Origin of the sequence: Actinomadura rudentiformis (assembly GCF_008923185.1) — a bacterium.
Taxonomy (GTDB): domain Bacteria; phylum Actinomycetota; class Actinomycetes; order Streptosporangiales; family Streptosporangiaceae; genus Spirillospora; species Spirillospora rudentiformis.
This window is the reverse complement of record NZ_WBMT01000018.1, coordinates 133,442-155,689: the sequence shown is the minus strand read 5'-3', so window position 1 is coordinate 155,689 and position 22,248 is coordinate 133,442. Positions and strand designations below refer to the sequence as shown.

Here is a 22,248-nt window from a genome sequence, read left to right as displayed (position 1 = left end):
GAGACGATGATCCCGTTGTCGTTCGCGCAGCGACGGCTCTGGTACCTGAACAAGCTGGAGGGTCCCAGCGCGACCTACAACATCCCGGGAGCGCTGCGGCTGCGGGGGCCGCTCGACCGCCAGGCGCTCGCCGCCGCGCTGAACGACGTCGTACGCAGGCATGAGCCTTTGCGGACGGTGTTCCCGGACGTCAAGGGAGAGCCGTACCAGCAGGTCCTGGAGGTGGAGCGGGCACGCCTGGAGCTGGAGATCGTCGAGCCCGATCCCGATGACCTGCCGGCGGCGGTGCACGAGGCCGCGAGCCATGTCTTCGATCTGGCCGCCCCGCGCCCGCCGCTGCGCGCGACGTTGTTCGTCGTCGGCCCGGACGAGCACGTACTGATGATCACGATGCACCACGTCGCCGGGGACGGCTGGTCGACGGCTCCGCTGCTGCGCGACCTCGGACTCGCCTACCAGGCACGATGCGAGGGGCGGGAGCCAGACTGGGAGCCGCTCCCCGTCCGCTACCTGGACTACACGTTGTGGCAGTCCGAGCTGCTCGGGGAGGCCGATGACCCCCGCAGCGTCCTGGCGGGCCAGCTGGCCTTCTGGGCGAAGGAACTGGAGGACGCGCCGGAGTGCCTGCCGCTGCCCACCGACCGGCCGCGTCCCGCGTTCGCCGGAAATAGCGGCGACACCGTCTCGCTGAGGGTGGACGCGGCCCTGCACGCCCGTCTCGCCGACCTGGCGCAGGCGAACGGGGCGACGGTGTTCATGCTGCTGCACGCCGCGCTGGCCGTGTTGCTGAGCAGATGGGGCGCCGGTAAGGACATCCCGGTCGGGTCACCGCTGGCCGGACGCACCGACAAGGCGCTGCACGATCTCGTCGGGCTCTTCATCAACACGGTGGTCATGCGCACGGACCTGTCCGGGGATCCCACCTTCATCGAGCTGCTGGCCAGGGTGCGCGAGACGGCCCTGACGGTGATGGACAACCAGGACGCGCCGTTCGAGATGGTGGTCGAACACCTCAACCCGGAGCGGTCACCGGCCCGCAACCCCCTCTTCCAGGTGATGCTGAACGTCCTGGTCATGCCGCCGCCCACGGACCTGCTGCCGGGGCTGTCCGCGGAGATGGAGCCGGTGCGCACACCGACCGCCAAGGTCGACCTCCTCTTCACGCTTACGCTGCACTCCGGCCTCGATGGCGGGCCGGCCGGGATGGGCGTCGACGTCACCTACGCCCTCGATCTGTTCGATCGGGAGACCGCCGAGGCGCTGGTAGGAGGCCTGGTGCGGATCCTGGAGGCCGCCGTTGCGGCGCCGGACGTCGCGGTGAGCCGGATGGAGACGCTGACCGCCGAAGAGCGGCGGACGCTGCTGGAGCTAGGGCAAGGCGCGCCCGCGGCGGCCGGACCCGACCTGATCCCGGAGCTTTTCGCGGCACGGGCGGCGGCGGTAGAGCCGGGGCTGACCGCCGTGGTGTGCGGGGACGCCGAGATGTCGTTCGGCGAGCTGGCCCGACGGGTGAACCGGCTGGCCCGATGGTTGATCGCGGCGGGCGCCGGCCCCGGGGACCCGGTGGTGGTGGCGTTGCCGCGGTCGGCGGACTCGATGGCGGCGATGCTGGGGGTGCTGGCCGCCGGGGCGATGTACGTGCCGGTGGACCTGTCCTATCCGGCGGACCGGGTGCGGTTCATGCTGGCGGACGTGGCACCGCGCGCGGTGATCACGACGGCCGGGCTCGCGGCGGAGGCGGCGGGTCCCGGTGTCCCGGTACTGCCGCTGGGTTCGGCGTCGGCGGAGGCCGAGCTGGCGGGGCTGGCGGACGGCCCGGTCGACCCGGCCGAGCGCCGGAGGACATTGTCGCCGTCGGACCCGGCACACCTGACCTACACCTCCGGGTCGACGGGCCGCCCCAAGGGCGTGGTCGCCACCCACGAGGGCCTGGCGAACCTGTACGCGTCCCTGCGCGGCGAGGTGATCGAGCCGGCCGAACGGGAGGCCGGGCGGCGGCTACGGGCGGGCCTGGTGACCGCGCTGTCGTTCGACGCCGTGTGGGTCATGGTGGTGTGGCTGCTGGCCGGTCATGAGCTGCACGTGCTGGACGACGACGTCCGCCGCGACCCCCGCGCGCTGGTCGGATATGTGCGCGAGCACGGGGTGGACGTACTGGAGGTCACCCCCTCCTATGCCGAGCAGCTCATCACAGAGGGGCTGCTGGAGCAGGGCGGGCCGGCGGTGCTGATCCTGGGCGCCGAGGCGGCGGGGGCCGGGCTGTGGGAGCGGGTCGGCCAGGCTGAGGGCGTGGCGGGCTGGAACTTCTACGGCCTGACCGAGGGCACGGTGGACTCGGTGGCCGCCCGGGTGAGCGGTGACCGGCCGGTGATCGGCCGCCCGCTGCCGGGCACCCGGGTGTACGTGCTGGACGAGTGGCTGCGGCCCGTTCCGGCCGGGGTGCCGGGCGCCCTGTACCTGGCGGGCGCGCAGGTGTCCCGGGGGTACTGGGGTCGTCCCGGGCTGACCGCCGAACGGTTCGTGGCCGACACGTTCGGCGCTCCCGGCGAACGGATGTACCGCACCGGCGACCTGGCGCGCTGGACCCACGACGGCGTCCTGGAATACCTCGGCCGGGCCGACGACCAGGTGAAGATACGCGGGTTCCGGATCGAGCCCCGCGAGATCGCCACCGTCCTGGCCGAAAGCCCGCTGGTCGCCCAGGCCGCGGTGGTGGCCAGGGAGGAGAGGCTGGTGGCCTACCTGGTGCCCGCCGACGGCTCCGCCGACGCCGGCAGCGGCACTGGCACCGGCGAAGTGCGTCGCCACGCCATGGCCAGGCTTCCCGAGTACATGGTCCCCTCGGCGTTCGTGACCCTCGACGCCCTGCCGCTGACCCCCCACGGCAAACTCGACCGCCGGGCCCTCCCCGACCCCGACTACTCCGCACCGGGCTCCGGCGACCACGCCGCCCGTACCGCCCGCGAGGAGGCACTGTGCTGCCTGTTCGCCGAGGTGCTCGACCTGGACGCGGTGGGCGTCGACGACAACTTCTTCGCGCTCGGGGGGCATTCGCTCCTGGCCACCCGGCTGGTGAGCCGGATCCGGGCGGCGCTGGGAACGGACCTGTCGGTGCGGCTGTTCCTCCAGGCGCCCACCGTGGCCGGGGTCATCGAGTCCCTCGCGGCGGACCCCGCCGCGCAGGCCCGGATCGACCCGGTGGTGCCGATCCGGACGTCCGGCGAGCAACCTCCCCTGTTCTGCGTGCATCCGGTCTCGGGTGTGGCCTGGTGTTACTCCGGGCTGCAGCGGCACCTGCCCGCCGACCTCCCCATCTATGGCCTTCAGCTGGAGATGTCCGGTGAGTCGGCTCGGCCTCGGGACCTCGAGGAGCTCACCTCGAGCTACGCCGCCCGGATCCGTGAGATCCAGCCGGCGGGTCCGTACCGGCTCCTCGGCTGGTCGCTGGGCGGGACGATCGCGCACGCCGTCGCCGGCCGGCTCCAGCGCGAGGGCGAGCGGGTGGAGTTCCTGGCTCTCCTGGACTCCTACCCCACCAATCCCTGGCTACTGGACATGGATCCCGCGGCCATGCGCGGCGAGGTCGAGGTGGCGATCCTGATGACCATGGCCCAGGATCTCGGCCTGGACGTCGAGACCATGGACGATCCGCGATCGCGGCAGCGGATGAGGCAGGCGGTCGCCAGGGGCTTCGGGCTTCGGGAGGAGATCCTGGCCGAGCTCCCGCACGCGGCGGGGAACCTCATCCGGATAGCCCAGGGCGACGAGCACGAGGTCTTCCACGGGGATCTGGTCTTCCTCAAGGCCTCGGGCACCCCCCTCGGCGACACTGACGCGACGCAGCTGTGGCGGCCGTACGTCAACGGGACCATCGACCATCGCGTCATCGGCTGCGAGCACTTCGAGATGATGAAACCGGGGCCGGTGGCGGAGATCGGAGCGCTGCTCACGGCCAGGATGGTGGCCTGATGGCCACGGGCACCGCCCCCGCCGAGGCCGCCACCGGTGGCGGCGCGCTGCGGGGGCGGGACTTCCGGTTGTTGTGGGCGGCGGAGACCGTCAGCAAGACGGGCACCGCCGTGACGACCTTCGCGCTGCCGCTGGTCGCGCTGCAGACGCTGGGCGCGAGCACCCTGATGATGGGTGTGCTGAACGCCATGATCTGGCTGCCGTGGCTGCTGGTCGGGTTGCAGGCGGGGGTCTGGGCGGACCGCCGCAGCAGGCGGCCGCTGATGATCGGCTGTGAGATCGCCTCGGCGCTCCTGATCGTGAGCGTCCCGGTGCTGGCCTGGCTCGGCGCCCTGACCATGGGGTACCTCCTGGTGGTCGCGTTCGCGACCGGGTGCGCGACCGTCCTGTTCACCGCGGCGTACAACGCCTACCTGCCGTTCCTGGTCGGCAAGGACGAGCTCATGGGCGCGAACTCGCGCCTGATGGGCAGCGAGCAGGCGGCCAACATCGCCGGTCCCGGCCTCGGCGGTCTGATCATCCAGCTCTTCTCGGCCGTTCTCGGGCTGGTCGTCGATGCGTTCAGCTTCGTGGTCAGCGCCGTCTGCCTGTGGTCGATCCGCGCGCGAGAACCGTCCGGAGGCCCGGGTGACCGGACGGAGCGGACGCCGGCCACATTCCGCGCCGACATCGGGGCGGCGATCCGGTTCGTGGCGCGGGATCCCTATCTGAGGATCATCACCGCGAGCAGCACCTCCACGAACCTGCTCATGGCCGGGATCCAGGCACTGGTCGTGGTGTTCCTGGTCCGGGACGCCGGGCTCAGCCCCTGGGCGGTCGGCGCCACCACGATCACGATCAGTGTCGGCGGAATCCTCGGCGCCTTCCTCGCGCCCAAGGTCACCGGCCGCCTGGGGACCGCCAGGACCCTGCTCACGGCTCCGGTGACCGACTGCTTCCTGCTGCTGTTCCCGCTTGCCGGCCACGGCCCGCTGCTGGTGGTGGCGCTCGCCGGGACCCTGGTGTGGGCCACGGGGATCGTCGTCAGAAACGTGACGGGCGGTGCTTTCCGGCAGGCCTACTGCCCGTCTGAAATGCGCGCCCGGGCCGCCATGACCATGCGGTTCACCTTCTTCGGCATCTGGCCCATCGGCAGTCTTCTCGGCGGTGTGCTGGGCAGCGTCCTGGACGTCCGGACAGCGCTGTTCATCCTCGCCGGCGCGAATGTCATCACCGACATCTGGATATTCATCGGCCCGATCAAGCGCAGCAGAGATCTGCCTACCGAATTCGCGAGATCGCCGGGCGAGAGCGCCGTATAAGCGTCACCGGACCGCCGGGCCGTACGCATTCCACAGCCGCTCGCGTCAGCTTCCTGTCAGCACCTCCTGCGACAATTATCACAATTTCCTTGCGCAATTTGGAAGGGAGAATGAGCGTGCACAGAATACGGATGTTGGCGGCGCTGGCCGCGGCCGGCGGAATGGCGATCGCGCTGACGGCGGGGTCGCCGACGGCCTCCGCCACGGGGGCGGGAGACCGGGGCGGAGCCACCGCCGCCCGGATGGGCATGGCCGACCCGGCCACCCAGTTCCCGCGAAACGATCAGGACATGCCGACCTTGGCGGTCGACCCGGTCCACCCGAACGTCGTGGCGGCGACCGCGAACGACCTGGTGGATCTGCAGCGGTGCTCGAAGCAGGCCGCCACCCTGGGAGCGGCGTGCAGCCTTCCCGCCAGCACCACGGGAGAAGGCGGCGGGTTCAACCGCGGGGTGGGCTTCAGCGGCGTGTACTTCTCCTACGACAGCGGCCGCCGGTGGACCCAGCCCACCTATCAGGGGCTGACGGCGGCCGGATGCGACCCCGAGGCGGAGCCGTGCACGCCCAAGCCGGGGCCGATCCACACGGTCCCCAACTACTACGAGAAAGGCTTCGCGGCGCGCGGCGGCAGCTCCGTGGCCTTCGGCCCGGTGTTGCGCAACGGCAAGTTCTCGTGGGCGAACGGCTCGCGACTGTACCTGTCCTCGCAGGGCGCGACACTGAACAATGCGCCGATCGAGCCCGGTCGCATCGACAGCCGTCGGGCCCTGATGGTGTCGCACATCGACGATCCGACGCCGGCCCGGGCCGCCGACCAGTCGAACTGGTCGACCCCGGTCATCGTGCCGGACCGCACCCCCGCCATCTCGAATCCGACCCAGGGCCAGATCTGGGCCGACAACGCCGCCAGCAGCCGGTACTTCGGCCATGTCTACACGTGCTGGAACGACTTCCGGATCGAGGGGCTCAACGGCCCCGGTCCCATCGAGCCCACGGTGAGCGTGTCCCGTGACGGCGGGCGGACCTGGGCGACCCAGGGTTTCGCCCCGCCGGTCAACTCGGCCGCCGACGGCTATCGCATGTCGTGCACGGTCCGTACCGACAGCCACGGCGTGGTCTATCTGTTCATCAATCACTACAGCGGGCAGTTCCCCTCGTTCGAGCCGTCCGGAAAGCTGACCATCGTCAAGTCGTTCGACGGCGGCGCCACGTGGACGAAGCCGGTCGACTTCATGCCGATGAACACCGGCTGCTTCTATGTGGACCGGCTCGGCAACCGCTGCACCGAGGCGGGGCCGGCGGGCACCGCGAACGAGCAGGGGCCCAGCGTCGGCATCGCCAACGGCGCGCCCACCGGGGCCGGCGCCACGAACGAGATGGTGCTCGCCTGGTCCGACGGCCGGTTCGGCCAGAACCAGGAGTCGGCGCTCCTCTCCTACTCCAGGGACCGCGCCAGGACCTGGTCCGCACCGGCGAGGATCTCGCTGCCGGGCGACCGGGTGCTGTACACCGCCCTCGCCATCGCACCCGACGCCTCGCGCGTGTACCTGACCTACAACGCCTACACCACGCCGTTCAGCCCGACGACGGCGAATCCGCGGTTGTTCCGCGGGGTCCTGCGTTCGGCGGCGATGCGGCACGGTGAGCCGACCCGCTGGAGGACCGACTACGCGGGGCCCACCGGGGACGCGCGAGGCACCAGCTTCGTCACCTGGAACTACCCGGAGTTCCTCGGCTACCACGTCTCCGCCATCGCGACCCGCCGCTACGGGGCCGGCGCCTGGACCGACGTGGCGCGCGCGGCCGACTGCCCGGCCATGGACGTGTGGCGGCAGAAGTCGCTGGAAGCCCTCAAGCCGCTGACCCCGGCGCCATGGCCGCTGGCCGAATGCCCGGCGAAGTTCGGAAACTCCGACATCGTCAGCGCGACGACCGCTCGTTAGCGTGACATGCCACCGCCCGCTCTGATCTCGATTATTCGATCAGAACGGGCGGTGGCTTTCGTCGCGTTCAGCGGTCGTCCGGGGCGACGGCCAGAAGCCGTTCGAGCCGCATCAGCGCGTCGTCGGCGGCCCGGCCGACCTCCCTGTCATCGGGCGCCTCGGCACACGCGCCCAGCATTTCGACGACCCTGGCCCCGGCCGCCGCGATCTCGTCGTTCTCGTCCGTCATGGCTCGACCTCTCTCAGACGGCGTTACATGCCCGGAAGACGTGCACCAGCGCGGGGATGCTGGCTCCGCTCTGGAAGGCGATGTACTCGGGCAGGATGACGTCCTGCTTCCATTTCTCCTTGTAGGCGTACTGGGTCTGCGCCGGGTAGATGTGCTCTCCGTTGGTCCAGAGCTCCTTCATGAACCACTGGAAGGCGCGGCTGTGGCCGGGGAACTCGGCCTCGGTCGAGAGTCCCGAGAAGGGCGTGTAGCCGAAGTGGAGCCACTCCACGCCCTCGGCCTGGAAGGTTTCGATCGCCGCCTTGTTGATCGCCTCCATCACGCCCGGCGGGGAGTCGGGCCGGCGACGGCTGAGGTCGTGCATCCACCCGGGCCTGGAGCCGTAGACCGGGGAGTAGGAGATGTAGCCGGTCAGCCGGTCGCCGTGCACACCGGCGAAGAGCCGGCGCAGGTGCTGATAGGGCCCGCCGTACTCGCCCACGAGGAACTCGAGCGGCCGAGCGCCGCCCTTGGAGCCCAGCCATTCGCTGTCCAGCTCCTTCATCTGCACGTGCCACTCGCCGAGTGGTGCCTCGTGGATCGTCAGCCCGCTGCGCAGCGCTCGTGCGATCTTGTTGCGCAGCTGCATGAACGGCGTCCCGCGCAGGGTGAACGTGTCGAGGCGGAGAGCGTAGGACGCGCCGATCTGGTTGACCGTGAAGCCCTCGTCCAGGTACTCGGCCGCGTCGGCGCCCTGGAGCTGGATGGAGACGATCTCCCGGTCCTGTTCGGCGGCCAGGTCGAGAAAGGCGCGCAGCAGCCGGGGCCGTGCCTCCTTGGGCGCGAACGGGCCGCCGAACTGCACCAGATATCGCCCGGTGGGCCGGTAGACGATCACGCCCGGCGTGTCCGGCAGATGCAGATATCGGTTGCCCTCGTTGACCGCGAGGAACGAGCTCGGATTGTCCGCGTCCGGATGACACCGGATGGCGTCCAGTGCGATGTCCGATCTCGCGAGCGTCCCGGTCATCGTGGTACTCCATTCTCACGGCTCGATATTCGCTCCGTTTATCGCATAGAAGTGCGTGAATGGCAAGGAAAGAAAGGGTCAGTTACGAGTCAGCAGCAGATCAGAGGCATCGGGCATGATGGTTTCAGCGCAACAACTTGGAGAGGTTCCCAAAGTGGCCTAATGGGGCCCGGCGTCAGCCGGGAAGGTGCTGTCCAGGCGCCTACGCAGGTTCGAATCCTGCCCTCTCCGCGACAACGAGGTCAGTCCTTTTCTAGGAGGATTCGTGGGCGATAGGATCGCGGACGAAACCGTGCCCCTTGAGGGCGTACGGGTGTCATGGGAATACCGGGCTCCACACGGTGAGTGGGGCCCGGTCTCATGACGACGTCAGCCGGCTTTCGCGCCCCGGCCTCCCTTGGGATTCCCGTTGACGGCGTTCAGCAGTGGCTGGCGACCTTGCTGCGGGACCTGCCGAAGCCGGCCGAATATCAGATGACCGCCGATTACTCCCGCGCGGTCGCCGACTATTGCCTGGAGAAGTGGCTGGCCGCGAGCTCGCCCGCTCCCCCGTCGGTCGAGGAGGCCGGCGCGGAGTTCCGCACGGCGCTGGTGGCCGCGAACGATCTCTCCGAGCATCAGGTCGAGCAGATCTGCGATCGGACGTTCGGCCTGGAACGCGAGCTCTCGGCCTGGCTCCGCGGCACGACCGAGCGGTTCCTCGGTCTCGTCAAGCCGTGGACTCCCGTCTGGCTCGGCTTCACCAGCTGGGCGCTGCGCTGGTGCCGGCAGAACTCGATCGAGACCTTGGTCTTCCTGGCACGTGACGCGCTGCCGTTCTATGTCGCGGCGACGTCCCTGGAACAGGGCCTCCACCTGCACCTGGCGCACGTGTCCAGAGCCACCCGGCCAGACGCGCCGACGGTCGACCTGCTGCTCCGGCGGCCCTCACTCGCCCTGGTCGATTCCGGCTGCTACGGGACGTGCATCAGTGATCTGCGGCAGCGGCGCGGCGCCACCGACCAGGAAGGTCCGGCCACGCTCCTTTACTACAGCCGCAATCCGCAATTGTTCGGCTATATCAACCACGTCATGTCCCGGGACATGCTTTCCAGCCCGGAGACGATGGACCGCGCGGCGGACTTCACCATCTATGCGGGTGACCTCCTTGAGGCCTTGCCCAAGCCTTACCGGTACCGGGCTCACGACCGGTCCATGGTGGAGCCGGCCGACCTCCTCAGCTTCACCATCTCGATCGCGGCGCTCGCCGAAATGAGCAGCCTGGCAAAGGCGAGCACGTTCCTCGACGTCGAGCGGATGAACGACATCCACGAGCAGGTGCGGCTGCTGTTCAGGATCTACCAGCTCTCCCGGCATCGCAGCGAGCTGCGCAGCGGCTTTCTTTTCGACGAGCCGACGCCCAAGAGCCTGCCGGAACCCGGCGCCCTGGCCGACCTCGACTATCTCGACATCGCACCGCAAAGTCACGTCTTCGGCACTGCCGCCGGCTAATGTGAGGAGCTGTTTTTCTGATGGCACTTCCGGCCAGTTCCCTGCCGTTGCCTCCGGCGAGCGCGACGCTGCGCTTCCTGGCTTCTCGCAGGCAAGGACCGGGCGCGTATCTGGAAGCGCGCGAGAACGAGCCGACCATGGAAGCCCTGCGGTGGGCGGCCGAGATCACCTCGTTGCTGTCCGGCGAGCCGGTCACGCCCGCCCCGTTCATCGACGAGTGCCGCCGGCGGGACGGCACGTTCGCGATGACGGCGGATGACCCCGAGCCGTCCCGGGCCGCGTGCTATTACGCGGTACGCGCTCTCGCGCTCTCGGACCGGCATGGCGACGTTCCCGCAGAGCTCCCGCACTGGTTCGTCAACGAGCTCGCCACGCCTGACCTGCCTGCCGCATCCGACATCGACGAAATGTTCTACGTCCTGCGTGCTCTGGAGCAGCTGGGCTCGCTCGACCTGCTCACGCCCGGCGTCTCTCGCTCGCTCATCCACTTCATCCAGGCCTGCCGGAACGGCGACGGAGGCTATGCCGGCATACCGGGCCGGCCATCGGACACCGAGCACACCTACTGTGCCGTCTGCAGCCTGTCGCTCCTGCGGCATCCGCTCGATGCCACCGAGAGCCACGTCACCGCCGACTGGCTCAAGGACCGGTTCGACACTCCGTCCGGCCTCGCGACGCTCACCGCGGACGATGACGCTCCTTCGCTCGCCGCCTCATATTGGGGCTTCCGGGCGGGAGAGGTTCTGAACACCACCGTCTGGACGGATCGGCTCGGGTCAGCGGTGGAGGGCCTGGCCAAGGCGGATGGCGGTTACGGGACGCGGGCTGATGCCACGTTGTGGGAGTCGTACTGCGCGCTGCGCGTGATCTCCAGGCTCGCCGCTCCGCGAGGAGGCGGGCGATGACGCCGTCGCGGCTGTTGGACGTCATCGGCGGGCGCGCCAAGCGGGGCGGGCTCGCGGTCGGGATCTATCTCGTGCCGGGCTTCCCGGACTGGGACACGAGCATCGAGGCGCTCGAACTGTGCCTGAGCCTCGACGTGGACTTCATCGAGTTCCCAGCGATCTCGGATCCGGAGTGGTCACCCAGGACCGGCCAGATGATCGCCCGGGCTCTCCAGGAAGCCGAGCCCTACTCCGAGGCCAAGGCGACCTCATGGTTGCTGCGTGCCCCCGTGCGGGTGGCCGTCGTCTACGGGTCCGCCTGGCCGTCGCCCGGCACCTGGTCCGCGCCGCCCACGCTCCGTGCCGGAGTCTCGGGCTACCTTTTCGAGAGCGACCCGTCGGATATCGCGCCCTACGCTCTGGCCGCCGCCGAAGAGGGCGCCGTCATCATCCCCGCGGTGGACGCCACCGCCTCTGGCCTGTCCGATGGCGACCGGCATCTCATCGCCCGCGGTGGCGGTTTCGTGTACGCCTCGCTGGGGCCGGAGACCGGAACGAGGGCCGCTTCCCCCACCGATCTCCAGCGAAAGCGCGCGGAGGTCCAGTCCGTCCGCCCGGACCTGCCGGTCTGCGCTGCCTTCGGCATCAGCCGGCCTGCCGATGTCGAGGAGTTGCGCGGCTCTGGCGGTTGTGACGGGGTCGTCATCGGTTCCGCCGCCCTCGCCAGGCTGGATGAGGGGATGCCGTCATTCACCGCATGGCTCAAGGAAATCGTCACCGCGGCACGGTAGGCCGCTTTGAGGAAATGCGGGACGGGATGTGAACGGTAACTCCATGCACACTCTGGACCAGAAGCTGGCGCGGCTCGTGTTCGACGAGTGCCGGCGGCAGCTCAGCCTGGACGAGGTCCCGCTGAAGACAGGCGGTGACAGGGAACGGCTCACCGAGAGCCTGGCCGGGCTCATCGGGGCGTCCGGCCACGATCCCGAGGCGGTCCTGTCGGCGTTCCTCCGGGACGTCGCACCGGCCATCATCGCGTGTGACACTCCGCGTTTCATGGCGTTCGTGTCGTGCGTTCCCTCGAAGACATCGATCCTGTTCGACATGGTGGTCTCCGCCTTCTCGCTGCACGGCATCTCCTGGCTTGAGGCCGCCGGTCCGGTCGCGGCCGAGAACCAGGCTCTGCGGGTGCTGGCCGACGCCGCCGGGCTGCCGGCCGGCGCCGGTGGATGCTTCGTGTCCGGCGGCTCCAGCGGCAATCTGTCGGCCCTCCTGGTCGCGCGCGACACCGGCCTGAGCCGTCGCGGTGGGCGGTGCGGGCGGCCACGGGTGGCCGTCACCGCGGACGCCCACAGTTCGATAGGCAAGGCCCTCCACGTCCTCGGCATGGAACCGCTGCCGGTGCCCGTGCACGACCACCGGCTGTCGGCACGGGCGCTGCGGGACACTCTGGCCCGCGAGCCCGACCGGGACGACGTGGTGGCCGTGGTCGCGACCGCCGGTACGACGAACGGCGGGCTGATCGACGATCTCGCCGGGGTGGCCGAGGTGGCTCGGCAACAGGGGTTGTGGTTCCACGTGGACGCCGCCTATGGAGGTGCCGGCCTGCTGGCGCCCTCGGTGCGCGGGCTCTTCGACGGCATCGAGCAGGCCGACTCCGTGGTCATCGACCCGCACAAATGGCTCTTCTCGCCGTTCGACTGCGCGGCTCTGCTCTACCGCGACCCACCGACGGCGAAGGCAGTGCACACCCAGCGGGCCTCCTACCTGGACGCCATCCACGATGAGGACGACGGGGGCGTGGGGAACCCGAGCGACTACGCCCATCACCTGACCCGCCGGGCCCGTGGCCTTCCCTTGTGGTTCGGGCTCGCGGTCCACGGAACGGACGCCTACCGCGACAACATCGAGAACACGCTCACCATGGCCCGCTACGCGGCCGACCTCATCACCGGGACCGAGGGCCTCACGCTGGTCTGCGAGCCGGAGCTCTCCGTGGTCCTCTTCCGGCGGGACGGGTGGGGATGGGACGACTATGAGAAGTGGTCGGCCAGGCTCCTCGCGAACCAGGTCGCCTTCGTCCTGCCGACCTCCTGGGACGGCGAACCGGTGGCCCGGCTCTGCTTCGTTCATCCCGAGACGACCAAACAGCTGGTCGACGAGGTGATCTCAACGATCGCCCGGCCGCTGGACGGCGTCACCTGAGGACCCAGCCCGCGGATGTCCAGAGCGCACGAGCTCACCGATGACCAAAGCCCAAGAGCCCGGCGGCCAGGGACATGTCCTGGCCGCCGGGCCATTTCCAGCACGGGTCTAGGAGGCGGGCCCGGGGGGCACCTCGGGAAGGACATCGACGACGACCACACGATCCGGCAGCAGGTCCGCCGGCAGACGGGTGGCGAGCCAGTCCGCGACGAGTGCGGACTCGATCGCGCGGGCGGCGCCGGCCGTCGCCACCACCGGACGTGGGTCGCTGTCGTATCCCGGCCGTATGGCATGGACGGCATAGCGGCCGGTGCCCTTGAGCATGTCTTCGACCTCCACGCTGACGCGGAATCCCTGACCGGAAAGCCGCTCGGTGACCTGCTGGACCCGGCCTTCGGTCGGCGAGCCGGCCTCGTCGTGGACCTCCATGGTGATCTGCTGGATCAGCGGCCAATGCCGGGCCTCGATCCCCTGGAGCACGTCGTATTCGGCACGCTGGGCGTCGATCTTCACCAGATCGATCGTGCCGGCTCCGACCTCATCGATCACCGCCGACATCGTGCGCAGCCGGCACCGGCATTCGATGAACTCGAAATCCTTGGCCACCAGGCCCTCGACCTCAGCGAGATGCTCCGCGCGGCCGGGCGGGCCGTTCCTCCGCTCGTTCGCGACGTACAGCTTGATCAGCTCGACCTCGTTCTCCCAGTTCGTGTAGTCATGGCGGCACGACATGATCGAGATATCCGGGTAGTAATAGAACGAGACCTCCTGCTCACGATCAGAAAGCCCGTAGTCGAACGATCGCGTGGAGAGGCCGCGCTCGCCGATGTTCTCCTGAAGCTTGGCGAACACCTCGGGAACCGGCTCGAAGGAATACACCTGCGCGGAGGGGCAGCGGGCTTCGATGAAGAGGCTGAACATCCCTATGTTCGCGCCGACATCGAACACCACGGCATCCTCGCGGAGCACGATTCCGCCGCGCAGATAGACCTCGTCGACGAAGATCTCGTCGTGCAGGAACCGTGTCTCGGCCATGTTCATGACCGCCAGCTCCGCGAGGATCCCGGTGTCGGCGGTAACGGAATGTGTGCCCCACGGCAACACGTGTGCCACCAGCCGATCCCCGGCATCGCGGAGGACGCGGGCACGCGCTATGCCGGGATAACGGCGCAGCGTTCTTTCTATTTCGGCCGCGACCTGGCGGACGGGCAGCCCGACAGAATTGCCAGGGTTAGCCATTTGGTCTCCTACCTCTAGTGCGGCTCGGCTGAATCCAGCATGTCAGGCCCATCCGACTCAGTGCTGACTTCCCGCTGACGGAAATCCTCGTCCCCACTCGCCATTCTGACCGTTCGCCCCGCGTAGCCGGGGGCGTAGGCAATCTTGTTCCGTTGCGGTCAGCATGACGTCAGGACCGGCTGCAATCATTCACGGAGATGGAGCGATTTCCCCGCATCGCCCGGAACGAGCAGGCGAGCCGCTGATCGCGATCGCCTGAAATAGATCGGAGAATGATTGATGCGCTCCCTGGACGAGGCACGTGATGTGTGCGAGCGCTACCACCCGGGAATGTGTGCCGCTCTCGCGGACATCTCCCTGACCGAACGTGAGGCTCCGGACGGAACGGTTCTCGGCATGTTCCGCAAGTTCGGCGGACCCGGGCTGCTGGTGCCGCCGGAATACGGCGGCATGGGAGTGGACGCGCTCAGCGCGGCACGCATTGTGCGGGCGATGTCGTCGTATTCGCCATCGCTGGGCGCTGCCACCACAATGCATCACTACACGGTGGCGACGCTTTTCTCGCTCGCCAGGAGGGCCGGACGGCTGACCTCTGCGCAGCTGGAACTCCTGGCTGAGATCGCGCCGGGCAATCTCATCGTGGCTTCGGGGTGGGCTGAGGGCAAGCCAGGGGCCAACATCGTCATCCCGGCGGCGACCGCGCGCGTCACCGACGGCGGCTACCTGGTCAACGGCGGAAAGAAACCGTGCAGCCTCGCCCGGTCGATGGACCTGCTCACGGCCAGCGCCGCGGTGCCGGTGGAGGGGACGTCCACGCTCGCGTTGCTGCTCATCCCGGCGAGTTCGCCGGGCATCTCCGTGCACAGGTTCTGGCTGAGCAATGTGCTGGCCGGAGCGGAGAGCCATGAGGTCAGGCTCGCCGATGTGTTCGTCCCCGCGGACATGGTGATCCGCACCGAGCCGGCCGACCCGGATCGGCTCGATGATCTGCAGACGACCGGGTTCGCCTGGTTCGAGATGCTGGCGACCTCGGTCTACGTGGGCGCGGCGAGCGCCCTGGTGGAGCAGGCGCTGGCCAGAGGGCGGGGCAGCGTGACCGACCGCGCGCAGGCGGCGATCGAACTGGAGTCCGCCGTCGCCCTGGTCGAGGGCGCGGCCCGGGCCATCGGCGAGGGGCTCACCGGCGACGCCGCCGTCTCGACTGTCCTGGTGGCCAGGTACGCGGCTCAGCGGGCGCTCAGGGCGGCCGGTGACATGGCGGCGGAGCTCCTCGGCGGCATCGCGTTCATGCGGTCTCCGGACATCGGTTACCTGGTCGCCGCCGTCCGCCCGCTGGCCTACCACCCGCCGTCACGAACGGCGATGGCGGAGGCGCTCGTCGACTATTTCACCGGTCAGCCCCTGCGTCTGTCCTGACCAGCCAACCCACCGCGTCAGTGAGGTGTCCAGCCATGGACGTGAAGAATCCCTTCGAGAGCCCGACCACGTTCCGGCTCCACCGGGCCGAGTACGTGGCCGCCTGGCTCACCGTCAACGTCTTCCTCATCATGCACTGGAGCGAGATCCGCTGGCTCCCGGCGCTCGTCCTGTTCGCCTACATCGATCTCCTCGGCTACCTGCCGGGCGCGATCGCCTTCCGGCGCAGCCCGAACGGCCGGATCTCCAAGAACTACTACCTCGCCTACAACCTCATGCACAGCATGATCACGCAGGGCGCGGTCATCGTGATCTGGGGGCTCACGATCGGCTGGGAGTGGGCGCTGCTCGCGATTCCCTGGCACATCTTCGGCGACCGCGGCATCTGGGGCAACTTCCTCAAGCCGTTCAGCCTGCCCTTCGAGCCGCACGCGGCGCCGGGCTACCGGCGGCTGATCGACGAGCTCTCCGCAGGGGATCTGGGGGCAGCCGACGACGGGCGGGCTCCGGCCGCCGCCGGGGTATCCGTCAGATGACGACCCATCACATGACGACGGCCGATCTGGACGTGGTCCTGCGCCAGGCGGTCCGCCGCCTCGTGACCGGCGTGGCGGTGGTGACCGTCTGGCACGGCGACATCGTCCGTGGCACCACGGTCTCCTCGGTCGCCGCGATCTCGCGGGAGCCGCTGCTGATCGGCGTGTGCCTGCGCGAAGAGTCCTCCCTCACCGAGGTCATCGGTGAGGCCCGGCGCTTCGCGGTGAACGTGCTGTCCACGCGGCAGTCCCCGCTCGCCGGCTGGTTCGCCGATCCCGGCCGGCCGCGGGGACTGGCCCAGTTCGATCATCTCGAGTGGGAGCCCGACACGTTCAGCGGAGCACCGTGGATCAGCGGTTCGCTCGCATCGCTCGGCTGCCATCTCACCACGACCGTCCCAGCCGGTGACCACGACCTTCTGCTCGGCGAGGTCGTCACCGCCCGTAACGGCGAGGGCGGCCCTCTGCTGCACTTCACCGGGCGGCTGCACGACGGGATGCTCCGCGTCCTGCCCCGAGAAGCCACGCACCCACCCGGCCAAGTCGCCACGCTGGGCCGGTCATAGAAAGCGAGTCGGCATGACACAGTCAGTGCCTCGGGAAGCCGATTTCGACTTGGCGCCCAACCTGCTCGACGGCGCGATGAACCTGACCATGACCACGCGCGACTGCGACCTCGCGTACTGGCTGACAGCCGTGGCGCAGGGCACCCTCGCCGGACGCGCCACCACCGGCCACGCCGTGACCGCGGCCACCCCCGAGTTCATGCGCGAGCCCGGCCCGCTTCGCGAGGCGCTGATCCTCGAACTGGGCTGGCGTTCGGTCGCCGAGGATCGAGCGGCCCGGGCGTTGTCGTACTTCGTGGCCGAGGCGCCGGGCATCGCGGAGATGGAGTTCTTCGCGACCCAGGTGCTGGACGAGGCCAGGCACGCGATGGTCTTCCGCAACCACCTCGTTGAGCTCGGTGTGCCCGCAGAGCGGTTGCACGAGACCATCGCGGAAGTATCCGCTGATTACACCGCGGAGGTGCTCGCGCCCATCGAGGAGTTCGTGGTCCGCACCGTCCGCGACGAAGGCGACTTCGTCGGTGCCGTGGCGGCCTTCACGATCGTGGTGGAAGGGGTACTGGCACCCGCCGCCGAGCTGAGCGAGCGCAAATGGGACCGGCTCGACCCGGCGGCCGGCGAGATCGCCCGGGGCGCGGGGATCGATGAGATCCGGCACCTGACCGTCGGGAGCTCGATCGTGCGCGAGCACCTCATCGGTGACCCGGACTACCGGTCGCGGGCCATGGAGATAGTGACCGCCGGCCGCAAGCTCTGGGATGAGGTGCCCGTCCTCAAGTACGTGCTGCGCCGCGAGAACCTCTTCCAGGAAGGCATGCGGGAACACACCGACCTGCTCGACGGCTATGAGGTGTTCCCCGGCCGCAAGCTGCTGGAGACCACCCCGGTCGAGCGCTACGACATCGCAGAACGGTGGACCGACGAGATGGCCGGGGCCCGCCTGCGCCACATGGACCTCGAGGAGGCGGCGGCGATCCTGGCGCAACCTTCCGTCATGGGTGATCGCCGGGGTGACGGCCGCTCAGGTGCTGTGGCTTGACCTTGTGCTCACGATCTGGGTCATGCCCTCTTCCTGGATCGCCTGCGGGGCGGGCTTGCGCGCGTCGTGGCTCATCCGGACCAGGATCGCGATCAGGATCCAGTTCGCCATCAGCGAGGACCCGCCCTGCGAGAGGAACGGTGTCGTCAGGCCCGTCAGCGGGATGAGACCGGTGACGCCACCGACGATGACGAACACCTGCAACGCCAGGACGAACGACACCCCGCCCGCGAACAGTTTCAGGAAGGGATCCCGTGCCGTGAGGGCGGTCTTCATCCCGCGTTGCATGATCAATGCGTACATCATGAGCAACGCCATCAAGCCGGTGAGCCCGATCTCCTCACCGAGCGAGTCGAAGATGAAGTCGCTGAAGGACAGGGGGGTGCGCCAGGGCTCGCCCTGGCCGAGGCCTGTGCCGAGGACGCCGCCCTCGCCGAGCGAGAACAGGCCCTTCAGCAGCTGCGCGCTGTCGGCGTACTCGCCGTTCATCCGATTGCAGACGCGAAGGCCCGCCCCGAGCGCCTGACCGGAACGGGCGACCTCCTGCTTGTAGAGGTCGGTGTCCGGGTGGACCGGGATGACCCTGCCGTCGACCAGGCAGCCGCCGTCGAAGTACGGGCCGGGGTTCTGCCAGATGTCGATCCGCTGGTCCACATGCCTCATGAACGGCAACAGCGTGGCGATGAAGACGCCGATCGCCAGCAGCCCGACACCGATCATCACCCAGGAGATCCGCTGGGTGGCGATGTACAGCATCGAGATGAAAAGCCCGAAGAACAGCAGGGCGGTGCCCAGGTCTCTCTGCACGAACAGCACGCCCAGGCAGAAGAGCCAGATCACCACGATCGGGCCCAGGTCACGGGCGCGCGGCAGGCTCAGCGGTCCGAACTTCTTGCCGATCAGCGACATCGCCTGCCGCTTGCTGACCAGATAGCCGGCGAAGAAGACGACCAGCATGATCTTCGCGAACTCGCCGGGCTGTACGGAGAATGTGCCGATCCGGATCCACACCCGGGCACCGTTGATCGAGGTGCCGATGACCGGCGCGATCGGCAGCAGCAGCAGGATGATCGCACCGGCGCCTGTCAGGTAGGTGTAACGCTGCGCGGTCTTGGGAGTGAACGACAGCCGGGCATCGCTCTTGTCGGTGTCCCGCATGACGAGCACCGCGGCCACGAAGAGAGCGATCCCGACGAACGTCCACATCAGCTGGCCCGGCGCGTCGGCCGCGTCCTTGGCCGCCTCGCCGGTGCTCAGCGCCGCCTGTTTGTCCTTGCTGGTGTCCAGGTCCAGCCGGTAGATCATCGCCAGGCCGACGCCGTTCAGCGCCACTGCCAGCGGCAGCAGCAGCGGATCGGCGTACGGGGCGAACTTGGCCTGCACGACGTACGCGACCAGGGCGAGCACGGCCAGGCCGCCGCCGTAGACCGGCAGCCCAAGGGGGAGCCGCCCGTCGCGCGCCAGCCCGACCTCGGCGAAGGCCGACAGGGTCAGCACCATCGCGAAGACGAGCAAGCTCAGCGAGGCGGCGTTGCGCCTCTGGAACGGCAGGCGCGCCCTGATCTGTTCCCCGATGGCGTTCACCTGCGATCCACCTCCCCGTGGCACCGATCGGAAACACCACAAACCACACCTGCGCCAAGTGCCCGGGCCAATGGGCCAAGGCCTGCCCTCACTGCAGGTCAGAGGCCTGCCGTTGCGTTCTGCGCCCCCAGCCGCCTCCGCCCACAACCTGCCCGGAATGGGCCTAGATCACCCTCAACACACCCCCACGGCGAGAGGGCCGAGATCGCCGAAGGCGCATCACCTTCGGCTAGTGGCGAGACCGCGGATCAAGATCGACCTGCTGAGATCTGGGCAGGCAGGAGTTGGCTCGCTTGCGGAGGTCCATGTTGAGCTTGGGGTTCCCGGCGAGGGCTTTGAGGTGGCCGGCCGCGGCACGGTGCTCGTGGTCATGGAAGGCCAGCGCGACCTCCAGCATGTCGTGGCCGCTGAGGTGACGTTGCCTGCCGAGCAGGCGTTCGTAGAGATGGGTCGCCTCGCGCTTGTCGAGTTTGCCGACTTCGCCGATGGCCTGAAGCCTCATCGTGGTGTCGATGGAGCGGTCAGCGATCTTGGCCAACGACGTGATGCGCTGGCGCCTGGAATCGATGGCGAGCGCCGCGTCCAGGGCTGACGGCCCCCTCCAGTCGCCGGCGAACCGGACCAGCAGTTTCGTGGCCTGCGCGGGGTTGAGTTTCTTGAGTTCCCCAACGGCGTTCAGCTGGTCGTCCGGGTTGTGGAACTTCTTGGTCGCCAGCGCCACAAGGGTCTGCTCGCCGGTTTCGCGATCCGCGCCGGCGGCGGCGGTCGCGGTGTTCACCCGTTCCGCATTGGACATCTTGGCGTTGAGAGCCAGCTCGCTCAGATGTTTCGCAGCCCATGCGGGCTTGTACCGGCGCAGCAGGATCGCCGCCTGTTTGCGCGAGTAGACCGGCCGCTCCTTGGCGCCGGCGAGACGGTCCAAGCACGCACCGCCGTCGGCAGAGGCGGCAGTGGACGCCGCCTCCAGGCTGATGTCAACGGGAGTGCTCCGGTCGATCACCAGCGGCTCCAGTGCCTCCAGCCCGAGCACACGATCCCGGTCGAACAGGGCGCTCCCCGCGGCCAGCCGCCCTGCCGGATCGAGGCCGCCCTCCTTGGCGATGGACGCGAGGCATCTGTCGGCCTCGGCCGCAGGCTCGACCTTGACGGCCGCGTTGATCCGCAGATGCGCGTTGTGCACGCCCGAGTCGAGCGCCAGCTCCCTGAAGACCTCATTGCCGTCCGCGCCGAGCAACCTGCCGGCGTCGTAGCGCACCTGAGGGCTCCGCGCGGATGACAGACCGAGCTTCTTCAGCAGCGGCACCGCCCTGGCCGGATCTTGACCGAAGAGCTCCCGGGCCGCCTTGAACCTGGCCTCGTCGTTCCAGTCGCTGTGATCAGCCTGATGTTCCAGAAGGTCCAGTCCGCGAGCCGGGTCGTGCTTGAGCACCGCTGTTGCCTGCTGCACACCGGCCTCACCCATGGACGGGTCCAGCGCCGCCACGGCACGAGCCTGAGCCGCTTCCTCCGGAGGGAGCTGTCGCGTCAGGAGCTCGAGCATGCGCGCCCGCACCGACGAGATCATCTGCCGGTCCTGGATCTGGGCCGCCATGGCGTCCAGCGCGCGCCGGCGATCGCGTCGCAGGAGCAGCTCGGCGGCCCCGGGCCCGTGGGTGTGACTCCGGCGGACCACATCGTCCAAGATGTTCTGGGCCTGCTCGGGGTCGACCATGTCCAGCGCCTCGACCAGGCGGCTCCAGCCGTCCGGCGTTCCGGGTGACCCGAACGGTTCGGCGACCAGCTGCTGCAGCCGCTGGACGGTGCCCGTCCTGATGGCGTCGGGGAGCGGTACGCCGTCATCCACCACCATGGCCAGCAAGCGCAGGCTGGCGACCCGGTTCCGTTTCCGCCGCAGGAGCAGCCGCAACCACCTGCCCAGGTCCTGCCCGTCTTCGAGCCAGAGCCCTATGAGGAACGCGGCGACCCGCAGATCCCGCTCCGGCCACGAGTCGCGAGGACGCAGATATCTCCGGCGCGAGAGCCAGCCAGTCCGCTCGGCCTGGATGAATTCGGCGCAGAGATAGTCCTGGTAGCTCGCGTCCACGAACCGATAGTCCGCCCCATGGCGGACGAAGAGGCCGCTCGGCTCCAGGAGCTGCCCGACGACTTGGTCGGGCGGATGAAAGTAGGTCTGCGCCAGCTCCAACAGGCTCTGCCCGTCACGCAGTTCGTGAGCGAGCCCGCGCAACCCGCCGCCTGCGGGCAACCGCCCGCAGCGAAGGTCGATGAACCTCCGATACAACCCGGTCCTGCTGACGGGCAGTGGCGCAGTCTCCGAGACCGCGAAGAGCTCGCAGGCCATCGACAGGTGCAAGGGTGTGCGAGCGTGCTCGTTCAGCCTGCTGTCGCCCATCGCCTGAGCCAGCCGCGCCGCCAGTGCTCGCGGATCTTCGTACCCGTGCTCCCGGTACCAGTTCTCAGCGGACCGGGCGATCTCTTCCGGCGTCATCCGCGTCACCCTTCTGCAGCCGGGCACCAGCCTGCCTCTGAGTCTGGCCGGCCGATCGGACTTCCAGAAGGAAGGATCGCCTCGTTGACAACTCCCGCTCTACGTCTTGTGCAACAGAAACAGCCGCAAAGTGAGGCCGCCGGCAGAGGGCTGGGCATAGTCGGGGCTTGCGAGAAAGGCTGCCAGGTCATGGGCCCGCAGCACTAAATCCGCATAGTGCCGTGGCATCTTACGTGAACGCTTGGTGAACGGCTTAGCTGCTCTTTCAAGACCTCGGCGCGCCCTTACCCCCCATGCGAACGAGATGGTGAAATGACACATTCCCCTCCCCTCGAAATTCCGAGGCGCC

The 22,248-nt window shown here is 68.8% G+C and carries 16 protein-coding genes and 1 tRNA gene; 12 read left to right on the top strand and 5 right to left on the bottom strand.

From position 1 onward, the window contains the following. Window positions 1–6 precede the first annotated feature (6 nt). The 3 genes from F8566_RS33800 (at window position 7) to F8566_RS33790 (ending at window position 7,213) form a co-directional block, all read left to right on the top strand. Window positions 7–3,969 carry a non-ribosomal peptide synthetase gene (locus tag F8566_RS33800; protein WP_151565926.1) on the top strand — a complete coding sequence of 1,321 codons (3,963 nt, stop codon included), beginning with the start codon at window positions 7–9 and terminating at the stop codon, window positions 3,967–3,969. Continuing rightward, window positions 3,969–5,270, top strand: coding sequence for an MFS transporter (locus F8566_RS33795; RefSeq protein WP_151565925.1), 1,302 nt, complete (start codon window positions 3,969–3,971; stop codon window positions 5,268–5,270). The genes F8566_RS33800 and F8566_RS33795 overlap by 1 nt, the downstream gene beginning before the upstream one ends. Before the next feature lie 116 nt (window positions 5,271–5,386). Then, the gene (locus tag F8566_RS33790) at window positions 5,387–7,213 is read left to right on the top strand and encodes a sialidase family protein (RefSeq protein ID WP_151565924.1); all 1,827 of its coding nucleotides are present in this window, start codon (window positions 5,387–5,389) and stop codon (window positions 7,211–7,213) included. 67 nt (window positions 7,214–7,280) lie between these two features. Here the strand turns inward: F8566_RS33790 and F8566_RS50300 are convergent, their stop codons facing one another. Together F8566_RS50300 and F8566_RS33785 are read right to left on the bottom strand one after the other, a co-directional pair. Continuing rightward, window positions 7,281–7,442 carry a hypothetical protein gene (locus tag F8566_RS50300; protein WP_192809993.1) on the bottom strand — a complete coding sequence of 54 codons (162 nt, stop codon included), beginning with the start codon at window positions 7,440–7,442 and terminating at the stop codon, window positions 7,281–7,283. Between the two features lie 13 nt (window positions 7,443–7,455). Further along, window positions 7,456–8,451, bottom strand: a complete 996-nt coding sequence (locus F8566_RS33785) for a bifunctional lysylphosphatidylglycerol flippase/synthetase MprF (RefSeq protein ID WP_151565923.1) — start codon at window positions 8,449–8,451, stop codon at window positions 7,456–7,458. A 139-nt stretch (window positions 8,452–8,590) separates the two neighbouring features. Between F8566_RS33785 and F8566_RS33780 the strand changes: the two genes are divergently transcribed. The 5 genes from F8566_RS33780 (at window position 8,591) to F8566_RS33760 (ending at window position 13,031) form a co-directional block, all read left to right on the top strand. Then, window positions 8,591–8,682 (top strand) — tRNA-OTHER (locus F8566_RS33780). 129 nt (window positions 8,683–8,811) lie between these two features. Continuing rightward, on the top strand, window positions 8,812–9,942 hold the full coding sequence (locus F8566_RS33775; protein ID WP_151565922.1) for a hypothetical protein: 1,131 nt from the start codon (window positions 8,812–8,814) through the stop codon (window positions 9,940–9,942). A gap of 20 nt (window positions 9,943–9,962) precedes the next feature. After that, entirely contained in the window at window positions 9,963–10,847 is an 885-nt protein-coding gene (locus F8566_RS33770) for a prenyltransferase/squalene oxidase repeat-containing protein (RefSeq protein ID WP_151565921.1), read from the top strand. Then, window positions 10,844–11,617, top strand: a complete 774-nt coding sequence (locus F8566_RS33765; protein ID WP_151565920.1) for a tryptophan synthase subunit alpha — start codon at window positions 10,844–10,846, stop codon at window positions 11,615–11,617. Before F8566_RS33770 ends, F8566_RS33765 begins: the two co-directional genes overlap by 4 nt. 43 nt (window positions 11,618–11,660) lie before the next feature. Continuing rightward, window positions 11,661–13,031, top strand: a complete 1,371-nt coding sequence (locus F8566_RS33760; RefSeq protein ID WP_151565919.1) for a pyridoxal phosphate-dependent decarboxylase family protein — start codon at window positions 11,661–11,663, stop codon at window positions 13,029–13,031. Between the two features lie 108 nt (window positions 13,032–13,139). On the opposite strand, the gene F8566_RS33755 is transcribed toward F8566_RS33760, so the two are convergent. Beyond that, window positions 13,140–14,270 (bottom strand): FkbM family methyltransferase, encoded by a 1,131-nt coding sequence (locus tag F8566_RS33755; RefSeq protein ID WP_151565918.1) that lies wholly within the window; start codon window positions 14,268–14,270, stop codon window positions 13,140–13,142. Between the two features lie 279 nt (window positions 14,271–14,549). On the opposite strand from F8566_RS33755, the gene F8566_RS33750 reads away from it, so the two are divergent. From F8566_RS33750 to F8566_RS33735, 4 genes are read left to right on the top strand one after another with little or no spacing between them, the layout of a single operon-like run. Next, window positions 14,550–15,686 (top strand): acyl-CoA dehydrogenase family protein, encoded by a 1,137-nt coding sequence (locus F8566_RS33750; protein ID WP_151565917.1) that lies wholly within the window; start codon window positions 14,550–14,552, stop codon window positions 15,684–15,686. Between the two features lie 35 nt (window positions 15,687–15,721). Continuing rightward, complete coding sequence (locus F8566_RS33745; protein ID WP_151565916.1) at window positions 15,722–16,222, top strand: hypothetical protein; 501 nt, start codon at window positions 15,722–15,724, stop codon at window positions 16,220–16,222. An 11-nt stretch (window positions 16,223–16,233) separates the two neighbouring features. Further along, window positions 16,234–16,788 carry a flavin reductase family protein gene (locus F8566_RS33740; protein WP_192809992.1) on the top strand — a complete coding sequence of 185 codons (555 nt, stop codon included), beginning with the start codon at window positions 16,234–16,236 and terminating at the stop codon, window positions 16,786–16,788. A gap of 13 nt (window positions 16,789–16,801) precedes the next feature. Next, window positions 16,802–17,827 (top strand): ferritin family protein, encoded by a 1,026-nt coding sequence (locus F8566_RS33735; RefSeq protein ID WP_151565914.1) that lies wholly within the window; start codon window positions 16,802–16,804, stop codon window positions 17,825–17,827. Here the strand turns inward: F8566_RS33735 and F8566_RS33730 are convergent. Next, window positions 17,810–19,411 carry an FtsW/RodA/SpoVE family cell cycle protein gene (locus F8566_RS33730; RefSeq protein ID WP_151565913.1) on the bottom strand — a complete coding sequence of 534 codons (1,602 nt, stop codon included), beginning with the start codon at window positions 19,409–19,411 and terminating at the stop codon, window positions 17,810–17,812. The genes F8566_RS33735 and F8566_RS33730 overlap by 18 nt on opposite strands. Before the next feature lie 229 nt (window positions 19,412–19,640). Next, the gene (locus tag F8566_RS33725) at window positions 19,641–21,899 is read right to left on the bottom strand and encodes an NACHT domain-containing protein (RefSeq protein ID WP_151565912.1); all 2,259 of its coding nucleotides are present in this window, start codon (window positions 21,897–21,899) and stop codon (window positions 19,641–19,643) included. Window positions 21,900–22,248: the final 349 nt, after the last annotated feature.

Coding starts and splice junctions, on each gene's coding strand:
- F8566_RS33740 (WP_192809992.1), top strand. CDS start 16,234: ATGACGACGGCCGATCTGGACGTGGTCCTGCGCCAGGCGGTCCGCCGC.
- F8566_RS33770 (WP_151565921.1), top strand. CDS start 9,963: ATGGCACTTCCGGCCAGTTCCCTGCCGTTGCCTCCGGCGAGCGCGACG.
- F8566_RS33765 (WP_151565920.1), top strand. CDS start 10,844: ATGACGCCGTCGCGGCTGTTGGACGTCATCGGCGGGCGCGCCAAGCGG.
- F8566_RS33750 (WP_151565917.1), top strand. CDS start 14,550: ATGCGCTCCCTGGACGAGGCACGTGATGTGTGCGAGCGCTACCACCCG.
- F8566_RS33800 (WP_151565926.1), top strand. CDS start 7: ATGATCCCGTTGTCGTTCGCGCAGCGACGGCTCTGGTACCTGAACAAG.
- F8566_RS33795 (WP_151565925.1), top strand. CDS start 3,969: ATGGCCACGGGCACCGCCCCCGCCGAGGCCGCCACCGGTGGCGGCGCG.
- F8566_RS33760 (WP_151565919.1), top strand. CDS start 11,661: ATGCACACTCTGGACCAGAAGCTGGCGCGGCTCGTGTTCGACGAGTGC.
- F8566_RS50300 (WP_192809993.1), bottom strand. CDS start 7,442: ATGACGGACGAGAACGACGAGATCGCGGCGGCCGGGGCCAGGGTCGTC.
- F8566_RS33735 (WP_151565914.1), top strand. CDS start 16,802: ATGACACAGTCAGTGCCTCGGGAAGCCGATTTCGACTTGGCGCCCAAC.
- F8566_RS33755 (WP_151565918.1), bottom strand. CDS start 14,270: ATGGCTAACCCTGGCAATTCTGTCGGGCTGCCCGTCCGCCAGGTCGCG.
- F8566_RS33745 (WP_151565916.1), top strand. CDS start 15,722: ATGGACGTGAAGAATCCCTTCGAGAGCCCGACCACGTTCCGGCTCCAC.
- F8566_RS33725 (WP_151565912.1), bottom strand. CDS start 21,899: ATGACGCCGGAAGAGATCGCCCGGTCCGCTGAGAACTGGTACCGGGAG.
- F8566_RS33775 (WP_151565922.1), top strand. CDS start 8,812: ATGACGACGTCAGCCGGCTTTCGCGCCCCGGCCTCCCTTGGGATTCCC.
- F8566_RS33785 (WP_151565923.1), bottom strand. CDS start 8,451: ATGACCGGGACGCTCGCGAGATCGGACATCGCACTGGACGCCATCCGG.